The organism is Actinomadura sp. NPDC047616 (assembly GCF_040642915.1).
Taxonomy (GTDB): Bacteria; Actinomycetota; Actinomycetes; order Streptosporangiales; family Streptosporangiaceae; genus Spirillospora; species Spirillospora miaoliensis.
Window position 1 is genome coordinate 297,826 of the sequence record NZ_JBEYTB010000007.1, and the last position, 25,192, is coordinate 323,017.

The following is a 25,192-nucleotide window of genomic DNA, read 5'->3' on the forward strand; positions in this document are numbered from 1 at the left end:
GAAATCATGAAACCGTCTCGGCTATGCCCCCCTCCTCCGGCCCCGAGCGGTTCCTTCGGCCGGTCTCGCCGGTGGTCCCGCCCGACGAGGCGGCATTACGCGCGACGGTCGAACGGCTCGCCGCCGTCGAGCGTCCGCCGTGCTCCCCGGGTGAGCGGGAGGTCGCGCACCTGATCGCCGACCGGCTGCGGGCGCTGGGGGCGGTGGCGCGGGTGGAGGAGGTCCCCGCGTACGGCTCGTACGCCTGGCCCGTGGGAGCGCTGGCCGGTCTGGCGGCGCTGGCGGGTGTCGCGGGAGGGCGGTCGCGCGCGCTCGGGACGCTCGGCGGCGCGGTGGCGGCGGCCGGGCTCGTCGACGAGATCGACTACGGCCGCCATGTCGCCCGCACGCTGCTGGGCCGCCGCCGCACTGCGTGCAACGTGGTCGCCGATCTGGGGCCGCGCTCGGCCCCGCGGACGCTCGTCGTCATGGCCCACCACGACGCCGCCCCGTCGGGGAGGGTGTTCGGCCAGACGGTGGTGCGCCCGCTGGCGCGCCGCGTCCCCCGGCCACCGGTCAACCTGCCCCTGTGGTGGCCGGTCGTCGCCGGGCCCGCGCTGGTCGCGCTGGGCAGCGCCGCTGGGATGCCCAGAGCCCGCCGTACGGGCGCCGCCCTGGCGGCGCTCACCGCCGCCGCCATGGCCGACATCAGCGCACGCCGCGCCGTGCCGGGGGCCAACGACGGCCTGAGCGGGGTGGCGGTGCTGGTCGCGCTGGCCGAGTCGCTGTCGCGGCGGCCCCTGCCCGGGGTGCGGGTCGTCCTGCTGTCCACCGGGGCGGCCGAATCGCTGCACGAGGGCATGCGCGGATTCGCCCATGCGCATTTCCACGACCTGACGCACGGCGCGACCTGGTTCCTGAACGCGGCCGCGGTCGGCTCGGGACGGCTGGTGCTGCTCGACGCCGAGGGGCCGCTGCGCGCCGCCCCGTACGACGCCGCGTTCGGCGACCTGGTGGCCCGCTGCGCCGTCGAACAGGGCATCCCCCTGGGCCGCGGCGTGCGCTCGCACACCAGCACCGACGCCGTCGTCCCGCAACGGCACGGTTTCCCCGCCGTGTCCCTGTCGTCGGTGGACGAGGACGGGCTCGTCCCCCACTACCACCTGCCGACCGACGTTCCCGAACACGTCGACTACGGCTGCGTGGCCGACGCCGCCCGCCTCACCGAGTCCGTGGCCCGCGCCCTGGCCCTCCACTGACGCGCACGCCCACGGCGTGCCCGGCGTGAACGACTGTGCCGCGGCCGTGGCGACCGCCCACGACCGCGGCATCCTCGGTGGAACGCCGCACGCGGCCCGGTCAGGGACGCAGGGCGGCCGCCTTGGCGGCGAGCTCCTCGATGCGGTCCCAGTCGCCCGCGCGGACGGCGTCGGCCGGGGTGAGCCACGTGCCGCCGACGCAGCCGACGTTGGGCAGCGCCAGGTAGCGGGACGCGTTGTCGGTGGTGACGCCGCCCGTCGGGCAGAACCGCACCTGCGGCAGCGGCCCGCCGAGCGCCTTGAGGTAGGCGGCGCCGCCCGCGGCCTCGGCCGGGAAGAACTTCATCGCGGTGATGCCGTGCTCCAGCAGCGCCATCGCCTCCGAGGCGCTGGACACGCCGGGCAGCACCGCCAGCCCGGTCGCGGCCATCGCCTCGCGCAGCCGGTCGGTGCAGCCGGGGCTGACCAGGAAACGCGCCCCCGCCTCGGCGGCGCGCACGGCGTCCTCGGGCCGCACGATGGTGCCCGCGCCGACGACGGCGTCCGGCACCTCGGCGGCGATCCGCTCGATCGCGGCGAGCGCGGCGGCGGTGCGCAGCGTCACCTCGATGACCGGCAGCCCGCCCGCGACCAGCGCCCGCGCCAGCGGGACGGCGGCGTCGGGGTCGTCCAGCACCACCACCGGCACGACGGGGGCCAGGTCGAACAGTTCCTCGGTTCTCATACGGTCTCCAGGGTAGGGGCGGCCGCGCCCTGGGCCGGGTGCGTCCGGGCCAGGTGGGCGGCGGCGCCGAGCAGGGCCGGGTAGGGGTGGACGACCAGCGCGGTCGGGATCGCGCGCAGGTAGCCCTCGACCGGCGGCTTGGCCTCGAAGCGGGCGCGGAAGTCGCTGGCCTCCAGCGCGTCCGTGATCCGGGGCAGGATGCCGCCGCCCAGGTAGACGCCGCCGCGCGCGCCCAGCGTGAGCGCCACGTTCCCGGCGAACGACCCGAGCAGCGCGCAGAACACGGCCACCGCGTCCGCGCACAGCGGGTCGTCGAGCCCGGCGACGATCTGCGCGGCGGTCAGCGGTTCGGCGGGCGTGCCGCGCACGGCGCCCAGCAGCCGGTGCAGGCGTGCCAGGCCGTCGCCCGACAGCAGCAGCTCGGCGCTGGCGACGCCGCACTCGTCCCGCAGCAGCCGCGCCACCTCGATCTCCTCGTCGGTGGCGGCGGGCGCGTCGACGTGCCCGCCCTCCCCCGGCGTGGGGATCCACTGGCCGCCCGGCACGGGGACGAGCCCGGCCACGCCCATGCCCGTGCCGGGGCCGAGCACCGCCAGCGGGGCGGTGCCGTCCGGCGCGGGCGCCGTGTCGCCGCCGACGGGGCGCACGTCGTCCGGGCCGAGCGAGGGCAGCGACGCCGCCAGCGCGGCGAAGTCGTTGACGACCTCGACCACGGGCAGGCCGAGGCGTTCGCGGACGTCCGCGACTTCGCCCGGCCTCCAGTCGGCGTTGGTGAGGTGGTAGCGGCCGCCGCCGACGGGACCGGCCACCGCCAGGCACGCGGCGGCGGGCCGGACGGTCTCGTCGGCCAGGTACGCGGCCGCGGCCTCGCCCAACCCGGTGAAGTCGCGGGTCGGCAGAACGCGCACCCGGGTCGGCGCGGCGCCCGGTGTCCCGACCAGCGCGAACCGGGCGTTGGTGCCGCCGACGTCGCCGACCAGCCACGGGCCGGCGCCCTCCGCGGTCACACGACCACCCCGGCGCCGCGCTCGGCCGGGCCGACGGCCAGGCGGAAGGCGTCGAACAGCTCGCGGCCGGTGCCCGACCACTCGCCCTGGGCGGGGGCGCCCCCGTGCGGCTCCCGCGCGGCGAGCTCCTCGTCGGGCACCAGCGCTTCCAGCAGGCCCTTGTCGGCGTCGAGGCGGACGACGTCGCCGTCGCGCAGCCGGGCCAGCGGGCCGTCCGCCGCGGCCTCCGGAGACAGGTGGATCGCGGCGGGCACCGTCCCGGACGCCCCCGACATCCGGCCGTCGGTGACGAGCGCGACGCGGTGGCCGCGGTCCTGCAGCACCGACAGCGGCGGGGTGAGACGGTGCAGCTCGGGCATGCCGTTGGCGCGCGGACCCTGGTGGCGGACGACCACGACGACGTCGCGGTTCAGCTCCCCGGCGGCGAACGCGCGCTGCAGCTCCTCCTGCGAGCCGAACACCCGCGCGGGCGCCTCGATCGCGCGGTGCTCCGGCCGGACCGCCGACACCTTGATGACGGCGCGGCCCAGGTTGCCGCGGACGGTGCGCAGCCCGCCCTGCTGGTCGAACGGCTCGTCCACCGGGCGCAGGACGCCGGTGTCGCCGGAGGTCTCCGGGGCGGGCTCCCAGGTCAGGCCGTCGGGGGTCAGCTTCGGCGCCTCGCGGTAGGCGGCCAGGGTGCCGCCGCCGACGGTGCGGGCGTCCTCGTGCAGGAGCCCGGCGTCCAGCAGCTCGCCGATGAGGAAGGCGGTGCCGCCCGCGGCGTGGAAGTGGTTCACGTCGGCGGTGCCGTTGGGGTACAGGCGGGTGAGCAGCGGCGTGACGGCCGAAAGCTCGTCGAAGTCGTCCCAGGTCAGCTCGATCCCGGCGGCCGCGGCCATCGCCACCAGGTGCAGCGTGTGGTTGGTGGACCCGCCGGTGGCCAGCAGCGCCACGACGCCGTTGACGAACGCGCGCTCGTCCAGCATCTCCCCGATCGGGGTGTAGGCGTCGTCGCCGTTCAGCGCCGTCAGTTCCAGGACGCGGCGGGCGGCGGCGTCGGTGAGGGCGTCGCGCAGTTCGGTGCCGGGCGGGACGAAGCTGGCGCCCGGCAGGTGCAGGCCCATCGCCTCCATGAGCAGCTGGTTGGAGTTGGCGGTGCCGTAGAACGTGCAGGTGCCGGGCGCGTGGTAGGACCCGGCCTCGGCCTCCAGCAGCTCGTCGCGGCCGATCTCGCCCGCCGCGTACCGCTTGCGCACCTTGGCCTTCTCGGCGTTGGGCAGCCCCGACGGCATCGGCCCGGCCGGGACCAGGATCACCGGCAGGTGCCCGAACGACAGCGCCCCGATGACCAGCCCGGGGACGATCTTGTCGCAGACGCCGAGCAGCAGCGCCCCGTCGAACATGTCGTGCGACAGCGCGACGGCGGTGGCCATGGCGACCACGTCACGGCTGAACAGCGACAGCTCCATCCCGGCGCGGCCCTGGGTGATGCCGTCGCACATGGCGGGCACGCCCCCGGCGAACTGGGCGGTGCCGCCCGCCGCCGCGACCGCGGCCTTGATCCGGTCGGGGTAGTCCTTGAGCGGCTGGTGCGCCGACAGCATGTCGTTGTAGGCGGACACGATCGCGATGTTGGGGGTGACGTCGCCGCGCAGCCGCAGCTTGTCCAGCGGGCCGCAGGCGGCGAACCCGTGCGCCAGGTTCGCGCAGCCGAGCGCGGTACGGGCCGGGCCGGCGGCCTTGGCCTCGGCGACGCGGCGCAGGTACGCGGCGCGGCGTCCGGCGCTGCGTTCGGCGACACGCCGGGTGACGCGCGCCACGACGGGATGCGGCGTGGTGCTCATAGAACGCTCCAGAACCGGGGGGACGATCGCTTCACAACCTATCGCGGTAAGGAAAACCGAGACAACGGACTTAGGCATTTTTGATGACAAAAGTTCCATGGTTGTGCCATGTGGACATCCGCAAGACACCCGTGCTTCACTGACGGAATGCGCAGAAGCCCGTCCACCAGCGGCGAGGTGCTCCGGCTCGTCCGGGAGGAGGGCGTGTCCACCCGCGCCGAGCTGGGACGGCTCACCGGCCTGTCCCGTCCCGCCGTGGCGGCGCGGGTCAACGAGCTGATCGCGCACGGGCTGCTGGTCGAGCGGGCCGACGGCGCGTCCACCGGGGGGCGCCCTCCGGCGCGGCTGGCGTTCAACGCCGCCGGCGGGGCCGTGCTGGTCGCCAACCTCGGCCGGTCCCGGGGCCAGGCGGCCGTGTGCGACCTGGCCGGCGCGCTCATCGTGCAGGCCGACGTGGACCTGCCCGCCGACCTGTCCCCCGGCGCGGTGCTGCCCCGCCTGCTGGACCGCTGGAGCGAACTGCTGGGCAAGGCGGGCCAGTCCCCCGCGACGGTGCGCGGCGCGGGCCTGGCCGTCCCCGACCCGGTCGGCCTGACCCCCGAGGCGTGGGACGGCGTCGAGGTCGGCCCGCTGGTCGCCGAACGGTTCGACGTGCCCGTCCTGCTCGACAACGACGTCAACGCCGCCGCCCTCGGCGAGCACCGCACCCGCTTCGCCGACCTGGCCGACCTGCTGTTCGTCAAGGTCTCCACCGGCATCGGCGGCGGGCTGATCATGGGCGGCCGGATCCAGCGCGGCGCGCTCGGCGCGGCCGGTGAGATCGGGCACGTGCCCGTCCCGGGCGCCGAGGAGTCCCCCTGCCGCTGCGGCAACCTGGGCTGCCTGGAGGCCATCGCGGGCGGCGCGGCCCTGCTGGCCCGCTCCGGCGCCCGCGACCTGGCCGAGCTGTCCGAACGCGCCCGCGCGGGCGACCCCGCCGTCGTCGGCCTGGTCCGCGACGCGGGCCGCCGGCTCGGCGAGGTGATCGCCACCGCGGTGAACCTGCTCAACCCGGCCGTGGTCGTCCTCGGCGGCGACCTCACGGGCGCCTACGAGCCGCTCATCGCGGGCGTCCGCGAGGTCGTCTACCGGCGCGCCACGGCCCTGGCCACCGGCCGGCTGCGCATCGAGCCCAGCCGCCTGGGCGACACCGCGGGCCTCATCGGCTGCGCCGTCATGACCCTCGACCACCTCCTCGCCCCCGAGACCGTCGACGCCGCCCTCACCACCGCCCCGTCCTGACCGGGCCGGAAGACCCCCCGCCGGCCCCCCTCATCCCGGCACCCGCGACGGCACCTGCGCGAAGAGGGAGACGCGGCGGCATGTCCCCCGTGTTCCCCGCGAATCGTTACCGGCGGCAGCCCCGCCGGAATCCGTCGTCGTACCCGTTGGTCCAGCCGCGCGTGTAGCAGTCGCGGGTGTACCTGAAATAGCGCTTGTGCCGCATGCGGCAGTCCCTGTGGCCGTCCCGGTAACCCTGCCGGAACCCGTTGCGATATCCCCGCTGATAGCGCCTGAATTCACGCCCGCGACAGCGCTGGGCGTGGACCGCCGTCACCGTCGCGGCGCTGCCGATCGACGCCGATTTCGCGCACGCGGCGGCGGCCGACGATTGCTGGGACACCCCCGCGGGCCCGATGGCCAGAGCGGTGAAGAGCACCGGCGTGAACACCATCAGTCGTCGCTTCCCGGACATGGTCCGCACCCCCTTGGAGACGAGATCTGATCTCGAACACCAATGAACCTTCCACTACAAAGCGGAGAGATGCCGACAAATACCCCCAAAACCGAGAAAACTTCACTTCAAGAGGAACCATCGGCGGGCAACCGGAAAGTCCCGCTCGGCGTTTTCTCTTCGCCGATCTACGAACACCGTTCGTCACCGCACCTCGCCGATCGACGCGCGCGCGTATGGCGAGATCGCAGCCGATCAGGCGGCGGGCCCCTGGAAAGGGGCCCGCATCCATTCCTCTGCGGAGTGCGACCCGACGTGCCCGGCTCGATCACGCCGGTCGTTGGGGGGTGAGGGATGCTCTCGCCCCACGGCGTTCGGCGCGCCGTTCAGGGCCGTGCCCCTCAGGACGACTCGTCCGACGCCTCCTGGACTTTCGCCTGGATGACGGGAAGGCCCTGCTGCGCTGGGGACGCCTGATCGTGCGCCGAAGCGGCCGCGGCCTCCAGTTCGCGCTGCCGGTTCAGCTGGTATTCCCGCTGGGTCTGGCTCCGATACCAGGCGGCCATGCTCGCGAATCCGGGAATGCGCGACATCTGCTCGGCGTCATAGAGCAGGCTCGCCATGGACACCGCCACCCACGGCACCCCAGGGCCGCGCAGCATGACCGGTTCGGTGTCCGCGTAGCTGAGCACCATGGTGAACGTGTCGGGGGTGGGGACGAACTCCACCAGTCCCCCGTGCCAGAACATCAGCCACCCGGTCCGCACCGCGATCATGATCCGCTGGTCGGTGAGGACGGTGCGGGCGATCTGGTGCTCGCGCCACTGCGGGGCCGCGGCCGACTCGGCACGTTTGCGGGCGATGACGTTGCCCGCCATCGTCCCCAGCATGAGCGCCGGCGAGCCGATCGCCACCACCGACTGGTGCTGGACGGCCGTGCCGTAGAACCTGGAGTACTCCAGCGGCAGATCGGCGTAGGCGCGTTCGCCCCGCCGCAGGACGACTCCCCCCGCGTGCAGAGGATTGAGCGCCCCTCCGGACATCAGATGCCGGAACAGGTTCCCGCCCGCCGTCAGGCCGTCCTGATGCTCCTGAGGTCCCCAAGCCATCGCCGCCCGTGTCTCCCCTCTATTGTCTTGTCCTTCTCACCACCGGGCCGCGGCCGCACGGCCGCCCGGCCCCTGTCACGCAGCGTATGACGAGCGCCACGGTCGATCAGTTCGCCGACTTTCGATCACAACCGAGCACGAAGGTTCAGCGCGTGAGGCGGGTGCGGACCAGCAGGTCGTGGAGGGGGCGGTGGGCGGTGGGTTGTGCCGGGAGGGATGAGCGGTCGCGTTCCTCCTCCAGGCGTTGGGTGAGGGCTGCGACGTCGGCGGCCAGGTGTTCGCGGGTGGGGGCGCCGGCGGGGAGGGCGCCCAGGTGGGCGCCGCTGACGGTGACGAACGCGCGGGTACGGGTGGCCCTCAGCCATGCGCTCGGCCATGCCTTCGGGGAGGTTCATTGCACTCCTCTGCGCCGTACGGAGATCAGGAACTCCTCCACGCGGGCGCGGTCGGGCTCGGCGGGGAGCGGGCTGGTGGCCAGGGCCTTGTCCATGTCGGCGGTCAGTTCGGCACGGCGAGCGGTGATGTCGTCCCACGGCATCTCGCCGCGGCGGACGGCGAGCAGCACCTCGCGGTGGTCGCCGACGTCGACGAGCGGCTCGCCGTGCCGGACGAGATGCCGCCCGCTGATCATCAGGCGGAGCATGTGCATCACGTGCTTCCACTGCGGTTCGCCCCGGTTGCGCAGGTCGCCCTCCAGCTTGCGGAACTGGCTCTCGGCGTAGCGGAGGAACGTGCGGTGCCCCCGCAGGGAGAGGAACGCGGCCCGCAGGCCGAGCAGCTCCTCGCCGATGGGGGTGATCCGCTCCACCACCGGCGACCACAGGCACTCCAGGACGGTCGGGTTGGCGTCCAGCGCCAGCCGGCAGAACCGCTCGACCTCCCAGGAGAACTGCTCGGGCAAGGGGCCGTCGACGTGCGTGGGCGGCTTGTCGAAACGCCAGAACAGCGGCGTCGGCGCCGCGAACACCCCGCGCCGGTCCACGTCGCTGCCGTCGACCGCCAGCCCGTACGCACGCGACCCCACGACCACCGAAAGGATCGTGTGGTCGCGCACCAGCCGCACACCGAGATCGTCCACAGGACGAGCCTGGTCGATGGCGGGAGCGATGCCAAACCGATATTGACCTACGCCGGTCACCGGCTTCCCTGGGGGTGCGGCGGCGTGGTCGGGTGACGGCATGCGTTTCGGTACCTGGGCGGGCCTCGTGCTCGCGGTGGGGGTTCTCGCGGGATGCAGCGGCGAGTCGGACTCCCCTCCCGCCGCTGCATCCCGAGTTGCGTCGCCTCCGGTGGCCTCCTCACCCGTAGGGGCGGCGACCGCCCCCGAGGCACCGGAGGCGAACACTTTCAGGGGGTGCCTGCAAGGGCAGGGCATCCGGCTGCCCGAGGACGAGCACAAGAGCGGCAACGAGGAGCGGATGCGCACGGCCATCGAAGCCTGCGCCTCGCTGCTCACGCCGGGGGAGACCGTCCGGATTCCGGTGGTGAAGGGCAGCGCGTTCCAGACATGCCTGGAACGCCACGGGGTGAAGCTGCCCGCTCCCGGCCAGTGGCTGAGCATCGACCGCGGTGAGGACCGCGTCATGGACGCGGCCCTCAATCGGTGCTGACCTCAGAGCTTGGCGTTCACATGGATGGCCAGGGCGGTCATCCTGGGGACGTTGGCGGTGAAGGTGCCGTCACCTGCGACCGTGATGACGTGGGAAGGGGCGCAGGACTTTGACACGGGGTCGTAGCCGCCGCCGATGACGTTGCAGTACCGGCCGGGGGCCAGGCGGGTGCGGTAGGTGCGGTTCCAGTCGGTGGACTCGTCGCGGTTGATGACGACGTAGCCGCGGTCGCCCCGGCTGAAGGCGATCTTGTTGCCGGGGCCGCCCTCGGTGTAGTCGGTGTACCAGTCCTGCTCGGGCGCGTTGTCCGCCTTGTTGACCGGGGTGTTCCCCACCGCGTTGCGGAAGCCGACCATGTCGGCCATCTCGGGGAGGCGGTGCTCGCAGATCCATTCGGTGCCGTCGCAGGTGACGTCCTTGGTGGTGCCGCCGCCGTCGGTGGGCGGGCTGGTGTCGCGCTGGGTGAACCCGAAGCTGGACATCACCAGGGGCGTGCCGTAGTCCCAGGCGAGCAGGAACACGTTGGCCAGCCGGTACGCGGCGCCGTTCTTGTAGGTGAGGATGCGGCGGCCGGACAGGGCGTCGCGCTGGCTGTCGTGGTTGTCGACCATGACGATCGCCTTGTCGCTCGGCTCCATGCCGTCGCCCCAGTTGACGGGGAAGGCGTGCAGCTGGTGCAGCCGGTTGTTCGGGTCGCCGGCCGTCCAGAACTTCATCGACAGGAAGTTCATGGCCTGGACCTCCTTGAGGTCGCCGTTGGCCCGGTACTCCGACGGCCTGATCGGCTCGCCGGCGCCGTAGAGGACCTCCTGGTAGACGTAGGGGTCGCGGGTGCCGGTGCCGGGGAAGGCGGGGTCGGCGGCGATCTGCCTGCGCATCTCGCCGAGGATGGCGGCGATGTCGGCGGCCGGGATGTGCTTGGCCGCGTCGATGCGGAAGCCGTCCACGCCGAGGGACGCCAGGTCCTTGAGGTAGCCGCCGAGGGTGGGGCGGACGTATCCGGCGTCCTCGGTCTTCAGGTCGGCCAGGCTCGCCAGTTCGCAGTTCTGCACCTCCCAGCGGTCCTGGTAGTCGCCGATGTCGCGGCGGCAGGTGTGGAAGTCGGCGTCGGAGAAGGTGCCGGGGTAGGTGTACTTGCCGGTGAAGCGGGTCCCGGCGCTGCCGGTGCCGCCGGCGGAACCGGTCGTGTGGTTGATGACCGCGTCGGCGTACACCTTGACGCCGCTGGCGTGGCAGCGGGCGATCATGTCGCGGAACGCGTTGACGTCGCCGCGGCGGGTGGTGAGCTTGGCGAAGTCGCCCTTGGGGTAGCTGACCGGCTGGTAGTCCTGCCACCACGGGTAGCCGCCCTGCCCGGCGTTCGGCAGGACGACGTGCTCCTGCGGCGGTGAGATCTGCACGGCGCCGAAGCCCTTGGGGCCGAGGACGTTCTCGCACTCCTCGGCCACGTCGCTCCACTTCCACTGGAAGAGCTGGACGATGACCTTCCTGTCGCCGGGCGGTGCCGCGGCGGCGGGCGAGGGGACGGTCAGGGCGGGGACGAACGCCGCGGTCAGGGTGAGTGCGGCGAGCAGGGTCGAGCGGGGTGGTCGCATCACGTGCCTCCTGGGAGTGGGCGGGGCGGGGTCCCCCCGATGAGGCTCTGGTCAGGATTCGACGAAGACGGCTGTGGTGCGGGCGGGAACGTGCAGGGTGCCGGTGTCGGGGTCGAAGGAGGACCGGCGGACGACGGGGTCGGCGGACGCGGCCTGGACGGGGTGCAGGGTGACGGCGGCGTCCTTGAGCGCGGGCACGGTCTGCGCCCGGGGCTCGGGGGTGGCGTTGAAGACCACAGTGATCGACTTCCAGCGCGGGTCGAGGCCGCGGCCGTCCAGCCGCATGGTGATGACGCCGGGCGTCTCGCCCGGGCCGCTGAGCGGGAAGGACAGCCGCCGCTGCACGTCCGCGGCCGTGGGCAGGGAGAACAGCGGCGAGGACTCCTTGACGCGCAGCAGCTCGCCGGTGCGGGCGCGGGCGGCGCCGATGTCGGCGCACGACGGCCGCAGGGCCGGGTCGGCGAGGAGCGGGCGGGCGTACGGCCACTTGTCCCGGTTGTCGGCGGCCGGGGGCAGCCCGGCGCCGAAGCCGTTGCCGTCGCGGCAGTCCCACAGGAGGCGGTTGAACCAGTCGCCGGAGTCGTAGGAGTTGCGGTCGAGGGACTTGGAGCGCAGCCGTTCCGTCCCGGCGTGCACGAACGGGACGCCCTGGCTCAGCAGCGCCGTCGACAACGACACCACGTGCATGCGCACGCGGTCGGCCATCGGCGTGGACGGCGGCAGCTTGTAGGCGAGCGCGTCGTACAGCGTCTCGTTGTCGTGCGCGTCCACGTAGGTGACGGCCTCGTGCGGGGCGGCCGTGTAGCCGGTGGGCGCGCCGTTGTAGTCGACCTGCGCGCCGGTGACCGTGCGTCCGTCGGAGGCGGTGAACCGGTAGTCGCGCAGGTTGCCGGTGAGCCCGACCTTGATCTGGTCGGCGGAGCGCAGCAGGCGGGCGCGCTGCTCGGCGTCCGTGCCGTTGGCCGGTGCGCCGTTGGGCGCCGTCCACAGGCCGGACCCGAAGCCCTGCACGCGCGGGTCGGGGTCGAACGGGCCGCCGCCGCGCACGGCGTCGCGGAGCCGGTCGTTGAACGTGCCGATGCCGGTGCCCGCCAGGTTGGCCTGCGTGGCCTGCTCGAAGCGGGCGCCGCCGGCGACCTCGCCGAAGTCCCAGCCCTCCCCGTACAGGATGATCGAGCGGCCGTCCACGCCGTCGCGTTCGCGGGTGAGGCGGTCGAGCGCCTGCCGGACCCGCAGCATGCCCGCCTTGGGGTGGTGGCCCATCAGGTCGAACCGGAACCCGTCGACCTTGTACTGCCGGGCCCAGGTGACGACCGAGTCGACGACGAGCTTGTCCATCATCGTGTGCTCGGGCGCGGTGCCGGCGCAGCACGTGGAGGCGGCGACGGTGCCGTCCTCCAGCAGCCGGTGGTAGTAGCCGGGGACGATCCGGTCGAGGACGGATCGGGGGTCCTGCCCGGACGCGAAGGTGTGGTTGTAGACGACGTCCATCACCACGCGCAGGCCGGAGCGGTTGAGCCCGGCGACCATCTCACGGAACTCTCTGGTCCGGGCGGGGCCGTCGGGGTCGGAGGCATAGGAGCCCTCGGGGGCCGTGTAGTGCAGCGGGTCGTAGCCCCAGTTGAACGCGTCGGAGTCGCGGACGGCCGCCACGCATTTCTGCTGCCCGTCGGAGTCGGCGGGCAGCGCCGCCAGGTCGCAGGCGGGTGCCCGCTGGTCGGCGCGGCGTTCCGGGACGGTGGCGAAGTCGAACACCGGCAGCAGGTGGACGTGGGACACCCCGTCGCCGGCCAGGCCGCGCAGCGCCCGCATGCCCGCCGAGTCCCGCACCGTGAACGCGCCGTAGGTGCCGCGCAGCCGCTCGGGGACGGTGCGGTCGGAGGCGGAGAAGTCGCGGACGTGCAGCTCGTAGACGGACGGGCGGCGCGGCGGCGCGGGCTTGCGCAGCGCGTCCCATCCGGCGGGGGCGAGCGACGGGTCGTCCAGGTCGACCAGCAGGCTGCGTTGGGAGTCGGCGGTCAGGCCGAGGCTGTAGGGGTCGGTGACCACGTTGGTGACGACGCGTCCGGCGGACGGCGCGAACACCGTCACCCGGAAGGCGTACCGGCGCCCCTTCCACGAGGGCGTCCCGGTCACCGACCACACGCCGGTGGCGTCGTCGCGGCGCATCGCGACCGTCCGGCCGCCGAGGTCGAGCGCGACGTGCCGCGCGGTCGGCGCCCACACCGACAGCGTCGGCACGCCGTCCCGCCACACCGGCCCGAGCCCGGCGCGGGACGCCGCCCGCCCGTACACGTCGTCGAGCACGCCCGGGATCTGGACGCCGGTGGCGTTCAGCAGCCGGCCGTCGCCGTCGCGTTCGACCGCCACGACCTGCCCGCGCAGCACCGGGCCGACGTCGCGGACGGCCACGCGGAACGCCCCGTACGACGCCAGGTGCGGCCATTTGGCCCGTTGCGCCTCGGTCAGCCCGCCCGGGACGGGCTTGAGCGGAACGACATGACGGTCACCGGCCAGCTCGCCGTCCTCGACCCGGAGATCACCGGACGGCGAGTACACCAGCTCGTGCCGGCGCCCGTCCCCCGGCTGCCACGCCAGCGTGCCGCGATCGACCCAGTGGGCCCGCGCACGCGACAGATCGACGTCCGCGGCGACCGGTCCGGGCACCGCCACCACTCCCCCTGCCAGCATCAGCGCGGCCACGACCCACCGCGCCGTCCGCAGGAACCTCTGCCCGGTTCGCACGGCGGATCACCGCCCGGCGACGGTGGCGCGGGTCTGGGCGGAGGCGGTGCGGCCGGCGGAGTCGCGGACGACGGCCTTGTAGGCGACGGGTGTTCCGGCGGGGACGCCGGTGAGGTAGTGGAAGACGCGGAAGGGCCGGGCGTCGTCGGTGCCCAGCACCCGCCACGGCCCCTTGCCGACCTTGGCGGCGAAGGTCACCTGGTCGAACCCGTCCCCGGGAACGGTCGCGGCGATCTCCGCGCGGCCGCCGAGCGTTCCGGGGAGCCGCAGGGAGATCGAGGGCCGGGCGGCGGGCGCGGCCAGGCGGCCGGCGGCCCGGTGGACGACGGCCGAGCGGGCCGGGACGGTGACGGTCAGCCGCTTGTCGGCGCCGCTGGTCACCCGGGCGCCGGGCGCCGGGTAGAGGGGGGTGAACGCCATGCCCGCCGAGTACGTCGGGATGGCGACCCGCTGCGGCGCGGCGCCGTTGTTGAGCGCGACGACGTATTCCACCTGGTCACGGGCGTCGATGCGGGAGAAGGCGTACACGCCGCCCTGTGCGAGCCGTTCGATCTGGGCGCCGTCGCGCAGCGCCGGGTGCCGGGCGGTGAGGTCGGCGAGCGTCCGGATGCCCCGGTAGAGCGGGTGGCCGGTGACGAAGTTGTCCCGGGCGTGGGTGGCGTCGGTGCCGATCAGGTCGTCGGTCAGGTACTGGCCGGCCCTGGCGGCGAACATCGGGGCGCGGGCGGCGCGGTCGCCGCCCTGGCCGGTGAAGCCCTGCTCGTCGCCGTAGTAGACGACCGGCTGGCCGCGCGTCAGGTACATCAGCTCGTGCGCGAGGAGGTCGCGCCGCAGCAGCTCGGCGTCCGACGCGCCCGGGTTGTCCTGCTTGAGGAAGTACCCGATGCGGCCCATGTCGTGGTTGCCGAGGAAGGTCGGCAGCGAGTAGGCGTTGGAGTCGGCGTCGGTGTAGACGTCGTCGGCGCGGTAGAGGCGGCCGAGCACCTCGGCCCCGGCGCCCTGCGAGGCGTAGGCGCGGGCGGCGGACTGGAAGGGGAAGTCCAGCACCGCGTCCATGCGGCCGGTGGTGGAGTAGCGGGAGATGAACGACGGGTCGTCGCTGTAGGCCTCGCCGAACATGAAGAAGTCCTTCGTGCCGGCGCGGCGGGCGTGGGCGCGCACCTCGGGCGCGAAGCGCTGCCAGAACTCCATGTTGACGTGCTTGGCGGTGTCGATGCGGAAGCCGTCGATCCCGGCGTCGCGCACCCACGTCCGGTAGATGTCGATCATGCCGCGGACGACCTCGGGACGCTCGGTCCACAGGTCGTCCAGGCCGACGAAGTCGCCGTACTCGTTGCTCTCGCCCTCCCAGGTCGAGTCGCCGCGGTTGTGGTACATGCGCACGTCGTTGAGCCAGGACGGGTTCTTGGTGACGCCCTTGATCGGCACCGGCGTGTACGGGAACGAGCCGGGCCCGATCTCGGGGAAGGGCCGGTCGCCGCGGGCGTAGTCGCGGTCGTCGAAGGGGCGTCCGGCGGCGTCGCGGTAGGGGTGCTCGGCCTTGGAGCGGTAGGCGTACTGCTTCTCGGCGTAGTCGATGCCGTCGGCGGTGTGGTTGGTGATGATGTCGAAGAAGACCTTCATCCCGCGCTTGTGCGCCTCCCGCACCAGCCGCTTCATGTCCTGGTTGGTGCCCAGATGCGGGTCGATGCGGGTGAAGTCGGTGATCCAGTAGCCGTGGTAGCCCGCCGAGGCGTTCGCGCCCTCCCCCTGCACGGGCCGGTTCTGGAACGCCGGGGTGATCCAGACGGCGGTGGTGCCGAGGCCCTTGACGTAGTCGAGCCTGGAGATCAGGCCGGTGAGGTCGCCGCCGTGGTAGAAGCCGATGTCGGTGGGGTCGTAGCCGGTGGCGAGGCGGTCGCCGGACAGCCCGCCGGTGTCGTTGCGGCGATCGCCGTTGGCGAACCGGTCGGTCATGGCGAAGTAGAAGCGTTCGCGGCTGAGCGCGGGCCGTACCGAGGTGCGGGCGAGCAGCCGGTCGGCGGGCGCGCCGGGCGCGGCGACGGCGGCCGGGGCGAGGGCGGGGACGAGCGAGGACGCGACGACGGCGGCGGTGACCGCGGCCGTGCCCCGCCGGACGGCGGAACGACGTCGGGGAGAGCGGACCACGCGGGCCTCCCAGGCGGGTGAAGCGTGTCGGGGTGGTTGCCGGGAAGTTACAAAGCCCGGCGGTTCCTTGCAAGAGTCCCGCAAGAAGTTGCAGCAAGCGGCCACCGGCCACGAGCGCCCGTCCGGATGGGGACGCGACATCAGAGCGCAGCAGGTGACCCCGCATCCGATCCACCACCGAACAGGGCCAGCTTCTTGCAGAAAATTTCTGCAATCTCTTTACCGTTCTGCAAAGTCGTTGCTAGCGTCCGGCAGCGACCGACCCACGTCCCGGCGCCCCGCCGGCGGACGGGACGGCAGCACGGCGGGCCGCCCGCGCGGCCCCTGACCGAGGAGGTCCCATGCGGCGCACACCCCTGATCGGCATGCTCGCCGGAGTCGCGCTGACCCTGGCCGCGTGCGGCGGCGACGGCGACGGGAACGGCGGCGGGAACGCCGAGGGCGGGCTCACCGGGCGCGGCCCCATCACGATCGCGACCGGCAAGGACCGCTCCGGCAACATGCAGAAGATGATCGACGCGTGGAACGCCGCGCACCCGCAGGAGAAGGTCCGCGTCATCGAGCTGCCCGACGAGCCCAACGACCAGCGGCAGCAGATGATCCAGAACGCCACCACCAGGTCCGACGCGTACACCGTGCTCAACCTGGACGTGGTGTGGACCGCCGAGTTCGCCGCCAACCGCTGGCTGGTCGAGCTGCCCGAGGACAAGCTCGACCTCAAGGCGCTGCTCCCGGCCACGGTGCCCACCGGGCAGTACCGCGGCCGTCTGTACGCGATGCCGCTGAACTCCGACGCCGGGCTGCTGTACTACCGCACCGACCTGCTGAAGAAGGCGGGCGTGGCCGGGCCGCCGAAGACGTGGGCCGAGATGTGGGCGGCGTGCGACAAGGTCAGGGCGCTGCCGGAGGGCAGGAACGTCGACTGCTTCCTCACCGAGGTCGGCAAGACCGAGGGGCTGACCGTGTCCACCGCCGAGGCCGTGGCCAGCGCCGGCGGCACGATCGTCGACGCCTCCGGCAAGCCGGCCGTCACCTCCCCCCAGGCCAGGGCGGGGGTGGAGTTCCTGGTCGGCGCCATGAAGGACGGGCGCATGCCGCGCGCCGCCCTCACCCTGGACGGCGAGGGCGGCCGCCGTCACTTCCAGGCGGGCAAGCTGCTGTTCCACCGCCAGTGGCCGTACCAGTACGAGCTGGCCAACGCCGACGACGGGTCGTCCAAGGTCGCCGGGAAGTTCGCCGTCGCCCCCATCCCCGGGCAGAACGGGCCCGGCACGGCCAACCTGGGCGGCCACAACTACGCGATCTCGGCGTTCGCCAAGAACAAGGCGACCGCGCTCGACTTCATCCGGTACATGGCCGACGCGAAGCAGCAGAAGGCCGACTCCCTGGCCACCGGCAAGGCCCCCACGGTCGCCGCGCTCTACGACGACCCCGAGATGGTCAAGAAGTTCCCGTTCCTGCCGACGCTGAAGACCGCGATCGAGACCGCCAAGCCGCGTCCGGCGGCGGTCCGGTACGGGGACGTCACCGCCGCGATCCAGGGTGCGGTGTACGACGCGCTCGGCGGCAGGGCGACCAGCGACAAGGCCCTGGCCGACCTGCAGACCAGGCTCGCCCAGCTCGCCACGTCGTAACCGCCGCGCCGGACGCAGGAAGAGACCCACATGGCCACCACACTCGACCAGACCAGGGCCGCGCCGCCCGCCGCCCGCCGCGAGCGCCGCCGCCGGGGCGGCCGCGACGGGTCGCGGCGCCTGGCCGCGCTGCTGCTGTCGCCGACGCTGCTGGTGCTGGCGCTCGTCGTCGGCTACCCCGTGCTCGCCGGCTTCCGCGAGTCGCTGTTCGCCCGCGGGCAGGGCCTGGACGCCGACGGGTTCGTCGTGGAGGGCGACCGGTTCGTCGGCCTGGACAACTACACCGCGATCTTCTCCGGGGACCGCGCCGAGGTGTTCTGGAACGCCTTCGGCAACACCACCTTCTTCACCGTCACCACCGTGACGCTGGAGACGCTGCTCGGCGTGTGCATGGCGCTGATCATGCACTGGGCGTTCCGGGGGCGCGGCCTCGTGCGCGCCAGCGTGCTGGTGCCCTGGGCGATCCCCACGGCGATCTCCGGCCTGCTGTGGCGGTGGATCTTCCAGGCGGACGGGGCGTTCAACGCGGTCCTCGGCCGCCAGGTGCTGTGGACCGCGGACGGGTGGCCGTCCCGGCTGGCCGTCGTCATCGCCGAGGTGTGGAAGACCTCGCCGTTCATCGGGCTGCTGGTGCTGGCCGGGCTGCAGCTGATCCCCCGTGACGTGTACGAGGCGGCCCGGGTGGACGGCGCGGGCGCCCTCCAGCAGTTCTGGCGGATCACGCTGCCGCTGGTGCGGCCGGCGCTGCTGGTGGCGGTGCTGTTCCGGATGCTGGACGTGCTGCGCATGTTCGACCTGCCCGCCGTGCTGATCGGGGTCAACAAGCGGTCGGTGGAGACGCTGACGATGCTGTCGTGGTTCGAGGCGAGCAACCTGCGCTACGGGTCGGCCGCCGCGTACGCCACCATCCTGTTCGCCTACATCGCGCTGATCGCGTACCTGTTCGTCAAGCTGCTGGGCGCCGACATCATCGGCGAGGCCCGCCAGGCCCGCAGGAAGGGGAAGGCATGATCGCGGCGAGGGTGCGCGGGCTGGCGCCGTACGCGGGCGTCGCGGCGGTGGTGGCGTTCTGCCTGGCGCCGTTCTACTGGATGGTGATCTCGGCGTTCCGGCGGCCGCAGGACCAGTTCGACAACGCGATCGTCCCCACCCGCTGGTCTGTGGAGAATTTCACAGCGGTGTTCTCCGGCGGCAACGGATTCGGCCGTGCGCTGGTCAACAGCCTGGTCGTGGCCGGGCTCACCACCGTGCTCACGCTGGTGGTCGGCGTGTTCACCGCATATGCTCTGGCCCGGCTCACGTTCCCGTTCAAGAACGCGGTGCTGGGCCTGATCGTGGCCACCACCATGTTCCCGGGCATCTCCCAGCTCGTCCCGCTGCTGAAACTGTTCACCGACATCGGATGGATCAACACCTACCAGGCGATGGTCGTGCCGAGCCTCGGGTTCGCGCTGCCGCTGACGGTGTGGCTGCTGACCGCGTTCTTCCGGCAGCTGCCGTTCGAGCTGGAACAGGCCGCCATGGTGGACGGCTGCACCCGGGGGCAGGCGTTCCGCCGGGTCATCGTGCCGCTGGCCGCGCCGGGGGTGTTCACCACCGCGATCGTCACGTTCATCGCGGCGTGGAACGAGTTCATCATCGCGCTGTCGGTGGTGAACGAGAAGCGGATGCAGACCGCCACGGTGGCGATCTCCAAGTTCACCGGCGTGTCCGGGTTCGACCAGCCGTTCGGCACGCAGATGGCGGCCGGGGTGGTCGTCACCGTGCCGCTGGTGGTCGTGGTGCTGGTCTTCCAGCGGCGGATCGTCGCCGGGCTCACCGCCGGCGGCATCAAGTGAGGGCCGCGCGCGGCGCGTCCCCCGCGCCCGCACCGGGACCAGCACCGACAACGCACGCACACCGATAAGGATGTTGATGACGCAGCACATCGTCGAGGCCGCGCCCGCCACCCGTCCCGCCGGCTCCACCGCCTGGTGGCGCGACGCGGTGATCTACCAGGTGTACGTCCGCAGCTTCGCCGACGGCGACGGGGACGGCATCGGGGACCTGTCCGGAATCCGCGCCCGGCTGCCCTACCTGGCCGGGCTCGGCGTGGACGCGTTGTGGATCACCCCGTTCTACACCTCCCCGATGGCCGACTTCGGCTACGACGTGGCCGACCACCGCGACGTCGACCCGATCTTCGGCACCCTCGACGACGCGCGGGCGCTGGTCGGCGAGGCCCACGAGCTGGGGCTGCGGGTCATCGTGGACGTGGTGCCGAACCACACCTCCGACCGGCACGCGTGGTTCCAGGAGGCCCTGGAGGCCCCGGCGGGCAGCGCCGCCCGCGCCCGGTACATCTTCCGCGACGGGCGCGGCGACGACGGCGCCCTGCCGCCCAACGACTGGGAGTCGGTGTTCGGCGGCCCGGCCTGGACGCGCGTCCCGGACGGCCAGTGGTACCTGCACCTGTTCGCGCCCGAGCAGCCCGACCTGAACTGGGAGAACCCCGAGGTCCGCGCCGACTTCGCGGACGTGCTGCGGTTCTGGCTGGACATCGGCGTGGACGGGTTCCGCGTGGACGTGGCGCACGGCATGGTCAAGGCGCCCGGCCTGCCCGACGTGGGCCACACCGGTCAGGTGACCATGCTCGGCCGGCAGGTGCTGCCGTACTTCGACCAGGACGGCGTGCACGAGATCCACCGCTCCTGGCGGCGCCTGCTGGACTCCTACGACGGCGAGCGCATCGCGGTCGCCGAGGCGTGGGCGCCGACGCAGGAGCGGCTGGCCATGTACGTGCGGCCCGACGAGCTGCACCAGGCGTTCAACTTCCACTACCTGACGGCCGACTGGGACGCCGGCGTCAAGCGCGAGATCATCGATGAGTCGCTGCGCACCAACGGCATGGTCGGCGCCCCGGCCACGTGGGTGCTGTCCAACCACGACGTCAAGCGGCACGTCACCCGCTACGGCGACGGCGAGGTCGGGCTGCGCCGGGCGCGCGCGGCGGCGCTGCTGATGCTGGCGCTGCCCGGTTCGGCCTACATCTACCAGGGCGAGGAACTGGGCCTGAACGAGGTGCTCGACCTGCCCGAGCAGTACCTGCAGGACCCGCAGCGCGCCCGCGACCCCGAGTCGGGGCGCGACGGCTGCCGGGTGCCGCTGCCGTGGTCCGGCGACGAGCCGCCGTTCGGGTTCGGCGCGGGCGGCAGCTGGCTGCCCATCCCGCCGGCGTGGAAGGACCTGACCGTCGAGCGGCAGTCCGCCGACCCCGACTCGATGCTGGCGCTGTACCGCACGGCCCTGCGGATCCGCCGCGAGCACCCCGCGCTCGGCGACGGGGAGCTGCGCTGGCTGGTCGGCCAGCCCGGCGCGCTGGTGTTCTCCCGCGACCCCGCCGACCCGGACGCGCCCCGCCTGACCTGCGCGGTGAACATGGGGAGCCGCACCGTGCGGATCCCCGCGTACGGGCGGGTGCTGCTGGCCAGCGGGCCGATCCGCCCGGACGGCGACTGCGTCGTCCTGCCGCCGGACACCGCCGTGTGGTGCGAGGTCACCCCGGCGACAGGGGGCAACGGCGCCCGGGGCAGGTAAGTTGTGGCCATGACGATGCGCCTGGCCGACATCGCCGCCCACGCGGGCGTGAGCGAGGCGACCGTGAGCCGCGTGCTCAACGGCCGGGCGGGCGTGGCCCCGGCCACCCGGCAGGCGGTGCTCACCGCGCTGGACGTGCTCGGCTACGAGCGGCCGCCGCGGCTGCGCCAGCAGCGCACCGGCCTGATCGGGTTGATCGTGCCGGAGCTGACCAACCCCATCTTCCCGGCGTTCGCCCAGGTCATCGAGAACGCCCTGGCGCTGTCGGGGTACACGGCGGTGCTGTGCGCGATGACCCCGGGCGGCATCCGCGAGGACGACTACACCGAACTGCTGCTGGAACGCGGCGTGTCGGGGATCATCTTCGTCAACGGCGAGCACGCCGACTCGCGCTCCGACCGCACCCGCTACCTGCGGCTGATCGAGCGCGGCCTGCCGATCGTGCTGGTCAACGGGTACCGCGAGGACGTCGAGGCGCCGTTCATCTCCAACGACGACGTGGCGTCGCTGGAGATGGCGGTGGCGCACCTGGCCTCGCTCGGGCACCGGCGCATCGGCCTGGCCGTCGGGCAGGACCGGTTCGTCCCCTCGATCCGCAAGACCGAGGGGTTCCGCCGCGGCATGGCCGAGCACCTGGGCGTCACCGACGTGGGCGACCTGATCGTCAACACGCTGTTCACGGTGGAGGGCGGGCAGGCCGCCGCGCAGCGCCTGCTGGACCTCGGCTGCACCGCCATCTGCTGCGGCAGCGACATCATCGCGATCGGCGCGATCCGCGGGGCGCGCGGCCGGGGCCTGCGGGTGCCCGAGGACGTGTCGGTGGTGGGGTTCGACGACTCGCCGCTCACCCCGTACCTGGACCCGCCGCTGACCACCATCCGCCAGCCCGTCCGCGAGATGGGGCTGGCGGTGGTGAGCACCCTGCTGGAGGAGATCGGCGGCAGCCGGGTCCCGCGCACCGAGCTGCTGTACCGGCCGGAGCTGGTCGTGCGCCGTTCCACCGCGCCCGCGCCGGCGCGCCTGCCGGTGGTGGCCGACGCCTCCGCCGGCCCGCGCGACTGACCGCCGGAACGTGAGGGGGGAGGGGCGCGGCCCATGCCCCGCGCCCCTCCCCGTCCCCGGGGAGGCCGGGCTCAGCGCAGGGGAGGTGCCGCCCGCTGAGCCAACCCGAGGGCGTACTCCGGCCACCACTGTCCGGCGGCCGGGTCGACCGATCCGTACTCGGGGTCGGCGGGGCCGGGCGTGCCGCGGGTGCACTGCCCGTCGGACTCGCCGGGCCGCTTCACCCACAGGAAGGCGTCCACCAGCTCGTTGCCGGTGCGGGTCGAGGGACGCGCGCCCAGGCCGCGGCCGGGCGGGTTGCACCACTCCTGCGGGTCGGTGTACTTGCCGGGCGGGGCGGTCCACGGCCCCTGCCCGTTGCGGCTGGTGTCGATCACGAAGTGGGTGAGCCGGCGCGGGTCGGCGGGCTCGGCGGCCAGGTCGTCCGGCGCGCAGGACGCCGCGCCCGTGCGCTGCCGGAACCGGATGCACTTGGCCACGTCGGTGCCGTAGGACACCAGCTCGGCGTCGGCGCGGTAGTTGGAGACGTTGAGGAAGAACCCGTCGGCCTTGGCGACGCCGCCCCGGAGCAGGCGGCTGACGATGCCGAGCTGGGCGCGCGGCTCCCCGTACCCGGCGTCGTAGTCGTTGATCGACTGCCAGGCCGAGTGCCCGGCGTCGACGTAGACGCCGGTGCGCGGCAGCCGGGTGAGGGTGTCCACCGCGTGGCCGATCTCGCGGAACCGCTGCTCGACCAGGGCCATGTCCTCGGGCTGTCCGGTGGACCCGCCGCCGCCCTCGTTGCACCACGGCTCGCTGGACAGCAGCGCCAGGCCGTCCGGCTCGACGATCACCACGGCCTCGCCGCCGCCGACGCCCTCGGCGAACGCCTTGATCCACGCGCGGTACGCCTGCTCGCTCGGGGCGCCGCCCGCCGAGTACTGGGAGCAGTCGCGGCCCGGCACGTAGTAGGCGACCAGCACCGGCACCGACTTCTGCCGCGCGGCGTCGCGCATCGTGGCGCGGACGGCCTTGCGCACCTCGTCCGGCGTGCCGTCGGTGAACCACACCGCCTGGGAGACGCGCGACAGCGCGCGCATGTGCGCCGCGTCCTGGGTCCGGCCCTCGCGCGCCCAGACCTTCGCCTGCCGTCCGGCGTTGGTGTCCGGCTCGACGTAGAAGCGGGCGGGGCCGTCCAGCGGGTTGCCGGGACGGGCGGCATGGCCGGCGGTGCGCGTCCCGGCGGCGGGCGCGGCGACCGCGGCCGTCGTGACGTCCCGCGCAGGCGACCCCGTGGCCTGCGCGGACGCGGCCGTGCCCGTCACCACCGTGCCCGTGACCGCGGCGAGCGCCACCGCGACGGGGCCGATGCGTGCTCTCATGCGTGCTCCTCAAGTCTCCTCGGCTTGGGAGCGCTCCCATAGCACGAGGTTCGCGGGCCGCGCGCCGCCTGTCAACCTCCGGCCACCCGCGCGCGCACGCCCGCGCGGCCCCTGCCAGGGGTTACTTACGCAAAGTGATGGGAGCGCTCCCACACGTCGCGGACCAGCACCTTTCGCCGCAACGTAACGGTTGTGTTGCGGACCATTGACAGTGACGTGAAGCACAGTCTTTCCTTCGTGGGAGCGCTCCCACACCCGACACGAACGAGAGGGGTCCCCCATGAGGGCCACCACGCGCCGCGTACCCGGCGGCAGGGGACTGAGAACGGGCCTGGCCGCCGTGCTCGCCGGGATCCTCGCCGCCACCTCCGCCTGCGGAGGCGGGGACGACGACAACGGCTCGTCCGGCGGCACGGTCGAGCTCACCGTCGACGTCTTCGGCGAGTTCGGCTACGAGGGGCTGTACAAGCAGTACGAGGCGTCCCACCCCAACGTCAAGATCCGGCAGCGCAAGGTCGCCGAGCTCGACCAGTACAAGCCGCGCCTGCAGCAGTGGATGGCCACCGGCAGCGGCGCGGGCGACGTGGTCGCGCTGGAGGAGGGCATCCTCCCCACCTACATGCAGCAGGCCAACCGCTTCGTCAACCTGTTCGACCACGGCGGCGCGTCGCTGGAGAAGAACTTCCTGGCCTGGAAGTGGAAGATGGGCATCACCGCCGACGGCAAGCAGCTGGTCGGCCTCGGCACCGACATCGGCCCCATGGGCATGTGCTACCGCAAGGACCTGTTCAAGCAGGCCGGGCTGCCCACGGACCGCGACGAGGTGTCCAACCTGTGGCCGGACTGGAACGGCTTCCTGGAGGCGGGCAAGAAATTCCAGTCGAAGATGCCCAAGACCAAGTGGCTGGACGGCCCGACCGCGATCTGGCGCACCACCGTGTCCCAGGAGGGCGGCAAGACCGTCGGCTACACCTACTTCGACAACAGCGACAAGCTGGTGTTCGACAGCAACGCGGCGGTCAGGACGGCGTTCGACACCACGATGCGCTTCCAGACCGAGAACCTGACCGCCAACATGCGGATCTTCACGCCCGAGTGGCAGACCGCCCTCAAGCGCGACACCTTCGCCACGCTGCCCTGTCCCGCCTGGATGCTCGGCGGCATCGAGGAGTTCTCCGGCGACTTCGGCAAGGGCAAGTGGGACGTGGCCAAGGTGCCCGGCGGCGCCGGCGTGTGGGGCGGCTCCTGGCTGGCGGTGCCCAAGCAGTCCAAGCACCAGAAGGAGGCCGCCGAGCTGGCCAAGTTCCTGACCAGCCCGCAGGGCCAGCTCGCCGCGTTCAAGGACAAGAACACCTTCCCGTCCTCGCCGCAGGCCCAGCAGGACCCGGCCGTGACCGGCAAGACCAACCCCTACTTCGGGGACGCGCCGATCGGCAAGATCTTCAGCGAGATGTCGGGCGCGGTCAAGCCGCTGCACCTCGGCCCGAAGAACGAGGACGTGCGTGAGGACGTCGAGGACGTGTTCCTCGGCGTCGGCCAGGGCCAGATCAAGGCGTCCGACGCCTGGACCCGCGCCGTCGACGCCGCCACCAAGGCGGCCCGGTAACGCCCGCGCCTCCCGGAGGCCGTGTCGGCCCGGAGGCCCCGGACCACGCCCGGCCTCCCGGGAGCGCGCCGGCCCCGGGGACCGCGGCGGCGGTGCCGCTGACAACCGCCCCAGGCACCGCCGCCGCCTCCCCCGGCCCCGCCCGGCGTCCGCCCCCGCGGGGAGGCGGGCGCCACACCGACGCGTCGAAGGCGCGCCGCACCATCCGAACTCTTCCGACGCCCAGAAAGGACATTT

19 protein-coding genes are annotated in these 25,192 nt (G+C 73.1%); 9 read left to right on the forward strand and 10 right to left on the reverse strand.

Going from position 1 to position 25,192, the window contains the following annotated elements:
* The first annotated feature begins 23 nt into the window (after window positions 1–23).
* Window positions 24–1,238, forward strand: coding sequence for a M28 family peptidase (locus ABZ801_RS19185; RefSeq protein WP_360699290.1), 1,215 nt, complete (start codon window positions 24–26; stop codon window positions 1,236–1,238).
* A gap of 100 nt (window positions 1,239–1,338) precedes the next feature.
* On the opposite strand, the gene eda is transcribed toward ABZ801_RS19185, so the two are convergent.
* From eda to edd, 3 genes are read right to left on the reverse strand one after another with little or no spacing between them, the layout of a single operon-like run.
* Window positions 1,339–1,962, reverse strand: coding sequence for a bifunctional 4-hydroxy-2-oxoglutarate aldolase/2-dehydro-3-deoxy-phosphogluconate aldolase (eda, locus tag ABZ801_RS19190; protein ID WP_344956148.1), 624 nt, complete (start codon window positions 1,960–1,962; stop codon window positions 1,339–1,341).
* Window positions 1,959–2,969, reverse strand: coding sequence for a glucokinase (glk, locus tag ABZ801_RS19195; RefSeq protein ID WP_360699293.1), 1,011 nt, complete (start codon window positions 2,967–2,969; stop codon window positions 1,959–1,961). The genes eda and glk overlap by 4 nt, the downstream gene beginning before the upstream one ends.
* Window positions 2,966–4,795 (reverse strand): phosphogluconate dehydratase, encoded by a 1,830-nt coding sequence (gene edd / locus ABZ801_RS19200; RefSeq protein ID WP_360699295.1) that lies wholly within the window; start codon window positions 4,793–4,795, stop codon window positions 2,966–2,968. Before edd ends, glk begins: the two co-directional genes overlap by 4 nt.
* Before the next feature lie 147 nt (window positions 4,796–4,942).
* Between edd and ABZ801_RS19205 the strand changes: the two genes are divergently transcribed.
* Window positions 4,943–6,076: an ROK family transcriptional regulator gene (locus ABZ801_RS19205; protein ID WP_360699297.1), complete on the forward strand. Its 1,134-nt coding sequence runs from the start codon at window positions 4,943–4,945 to the stop codon at window positions 6,074–6,076.
* A 106-nt stretch (window positions 6,077–6,182) separates the two neighbouring features.
* Here the strand turns inward: ABZ801_RS19205 and ABZ801_RS19210 are convergent, their stop codons facing one another.
* The 3 genes from ABZ801_RS19210 to ABZ801_RS19220 form a co-directional block, all read right to left on the reverse strand.
* Window positions 6,183–6,530 carry a hypothetical protein gene (locus ABZ801_RS19210; protein WP_360699299.1) on the reverse strand — a complete coding sequence of 116 codons (348 nt, stop codon included), beginning with the start codon at window positions 6,528–6,530 and terminating at the stop codon, window positions 6,183–6,185.
* A 380-nt stretch (window positions 6,531–6,910) separates the two neighbouring features.
* Window positions 6,911–7,618, reverse strand: coding sequence for a hypothetical protein (locus tag ABZ801_RS19215; protein ID WP_360699301.1), 708 nt, complete (start codon window positions 7,616–7,618; stop codon window positions 6,911–6,913).
* A gap of 391 nt (window positions 7,619–8,009) precedes the next feature.
* Window positions 8,010–8,696: a nucleotidyltransferase domain-containing protein gene (locus ABZ801_RS19220; protein ID WP_360699303.1), complete on the reverse strand. Its 687-nt coding sequence runs from the start codon at window positions 8,694–8,696 to the stop codon at window positions 8,010–8,012.
* A gap of 211 nt (window positions 8,697–8,907) precedes the next feature.
* Here ABZ801_RS19220 and ABZ801_RS19225 point away from each other — a divergent pair, with 211 nt between their 5' ends.
* On the forward strand, window positions 8,908–9,228 hold the full coding sequence (locus ABZ801_RS19225; RefSeq protein ID WP_360699305.1) for a hypothetical protein: 321 nt from the start codon (window positions 8,908–8,910) through the stop codon (window positions 9,226–9,228).
* Between the two features lie 2 nt (window positions 9,229–9,230).
* On the opposite strand, the gene ABZ801_RS19230 is transcribed toward ABZ801_RS19225, so the two are convergent.
* The 3 genes from ABZ801_RS19230 to ABZ801_RS19240 are packed head-to-tail and all read right to left on the reverse strand — an operon-like array spanning window position 9,231 to window position 15,716.
* A complete protein-coding gene (locus ABZ801_RS19230) occupies window positions 9,231–10,823 on the reverse strand; it encodes an alpha-amylase family protein (protein WP_360699307.1) in 1,593 nt (530 codons plus the stop codon).
* 51 nt (window positions 10,824–10,874) lie between these two features.
* Window positions 10,875–13,568, reverse strand: a complete 2,694-nt coding sequence (gene pulA / locus ABZ801_RS19235; protein WP_360699309.1) for a pullulanase-type alpha-1,6-glucosidase — start codon at window positions 13,566–13,568, stop codon at window positions 10,875–10,877.
* A 6-nt stretch (window positions 13,569–13,574) separates the two neighbouring features.
* Entirely contained in the window at window positions 13,575–15,716 is a 2,142-nt protein-coding gene (locus tag ABZ801_RS19240) for an alpha-amylase family glycosyl hydrolase (RefSeq protein WP_360699311.1), read from the reverse strand.
* Between the two features lie 341 nt (window positions 15,717–16,057).
* Here ABZ801_RS19240 and ABZ801_RS19245 point away from each other — a divergent pair, with 341 nt between their 5' ends.
* From ABZ801_RS19245 to ABZ801_RS19265, 5 genes are all read left to right on the forward strand, one after another.
* Entirely contained in the window at window positions 16,058–17,350 is a 1,293-nt protein-coding gene (locus ABZ801_RS19245) for an ABC transporter substrate-binding protein (protein ID WP_360699313.1), read from the forward strand.
* Window positions 17,351–17,380: 30 nt separating this feature from the next.
* On the forward strand, window positions 17,381–18,361 hold the full coding sequence (locus tag ABZ801_RS19250) for a sugar ABC transporter permease (protein WP_360699315.1): 981 nt from the start codon (window positions 17,381–17,383) through the stop codon (window positions 18,359–18,361).
* A complete protein-coding gene (locus ABZ801_RS19255) occupies window positions 18,358–19,188 on the forward strand; it encodes a carbohydrate ABC transporter permease (RefSeq protein WP_360699317.1) in 831 nt (276 codons plus the stop codon). The genes ABZ801_RS19250 and ABZ801_RS19255 overlap by 4 nt, the downstream gene beginning before the upstream one ends.
* A gap of 76 nt (window positions 19,189–19,264) precedes the next feature.
* Entirely contained in the window at window positions 19,265–20,926 is a 1,662-nt protein-coding gene (locus ABZ801_RS19260) for a glycoside hydrolase family 13 protein (protein ID WP_360699319.1), read from the forward strand.
* A gap of 9 nt (window positions 20,927–20,935) precedes the next feature.
* On the forward strand, window positions 20,936–21,988 hold the full coding sequence (locus ABZ801_RS19265; protein WP_344956117.1) for a LacI family DNA-binding transcriptional regulator: 1,053 nt from the start codon (window positions 20,936–20,938) through the stop codon (window positions 21,986–21,988).
* 71 nt (window positions 21,989–22,059) lie between these two features.
* On the opposite strand, the gene ABZ801_RS19270 is transcribed toward ABZ801_RS19265, so the two are convergent.
* Window positions 22,060–23,349 carry a glycoside hydrolase family 6 protein gene (locus ABZ801_RS19270; RefSeq protein WP_360699322.1) on the reverse strand — a complete coding sequence of 430 codons (1,290 nt, stop codon included), beginning with the start codon at window positions 23,347–23,349 and terminating at the stop codon, window positions 22,060–22,062.
* A 280-nt stretch (window positions 23,350–23,629) separates the two neighbouring features.
* Here ABZ801_RS19270 and ABZ801_RS19275 point away from each other — a divergent pair, with 280 nt between their 5' ends.
* A complete protein-coding gene (locus ABZ801_RS19275) occupies window positions 23,630–24,955 on the forward strand; it encodes an extracellular solute-binding protein (protein ID WP_344956113.1) in 1,326 nt (441 codons plus the stop codon).
* Window positions 24,956–25,192: the final 237 nt, after the last annotated feature.

Bases quoted from the DNA above. Each gene is read 5' to 3' on its own strand.
- ABZ801_RS19185 (WP_360699290.1), top strand. From the start codon at position 24: ATGCCCCCCTCCTCCGGCCCCGAGCGGTTCCTTCGGCCGGTCTCGCCG.
- eda (WP_344956148.1), bottom strand. From the start codon at position 1,962: ATGAGAACCGAGGAACTGTTCGACCTGGCCCCCGTCGTGCCGGTGGTG.
- edd (WP_360699295.1), bottom strand. From the start codon at position 4,795: ATGAGCACCACGCCGCATCCCGTCGTGGCGCGCGTCACCCGGCGTGTC.
- ABZ801_RS19205 (WP_360699297.1), top strand. From the start codon at position 4,943: ATGCGCAGAAGCCCGTCCACCAGCGGCGAGGTGCTCCGGCTCGTCCGG.
- ABZ801_RS19210 (WP_360699299.1), bottom strand. From the start codon at position 6,530: ATGTCCGGGAAGCGACGACTGATGGTGTTCACGCCGGTGCTCTTCACC.
- ABZ801_RS19215 (WP_360699301.1), bottom strand. From the start codon at position 7,618: ATGGCTTGGGGACCTCAGGAGCATCAGGACGGCCTGACGGCGGGCGGG.
- ABZ801_RS19230 (WP_360699307.1), bottom strand. From the start codon at position 10,823: ATGCGACCACCCCGCTCGACCCTGCTCGCCGCACTCACCCTGACCGCG.
- ABZ801_RS19245 (WP_360699313.1), top strand. From the start codon at position 16,058: ATGCGGCGCACACCCCTGATCGGCATGCTCGCCGGAGTCGCGCTGACC.
- ABZ801_RS19250 (WP_360699315.1), top strand. From the start codon at position 17,381: ATGGCCACCACACTCGACCAGACCAGGGCCGCGCCGCCCGCCGCCCGC.
- ABZ801_RS19255 (WP_360699317.1), top strand. From the start codon at position 18,358: ATGATCGCGGCGAGGGTGCGCGGGCTGGCGCCGTACGCGGGCGTCGCG.
- ABZ801_RS19260 (WP_360699319.1), top strand. From the start codon at position 19,265: ATGACGCAGCACATCGTCGAGGCCGCGCCCGCCACCCGTCCCGCCGGC.
- ABZ801_RS19265 (WP_344956117.1), top strand. From the start codon at position 20,936: ATGACGATGCGCCTGGCCGACATCGCCGCCCACGCGGGCGTGAGCGAG.
- ABZ801_RS19270 (WP_360699322.1), bottom strand. From the start codon at position 23,349: ATGAGAGCACGCATCGGCCCCGTCGCGGTGGCGCTCGCCGCGGTCACG.
- ABZ801_RS19275 (WP_344956113.1), top strand. From the start codon at position 23,630: ATGAGGGCCACCACGCGCCGCGTACCCGGCGGCAGGGGACTGAGAACG.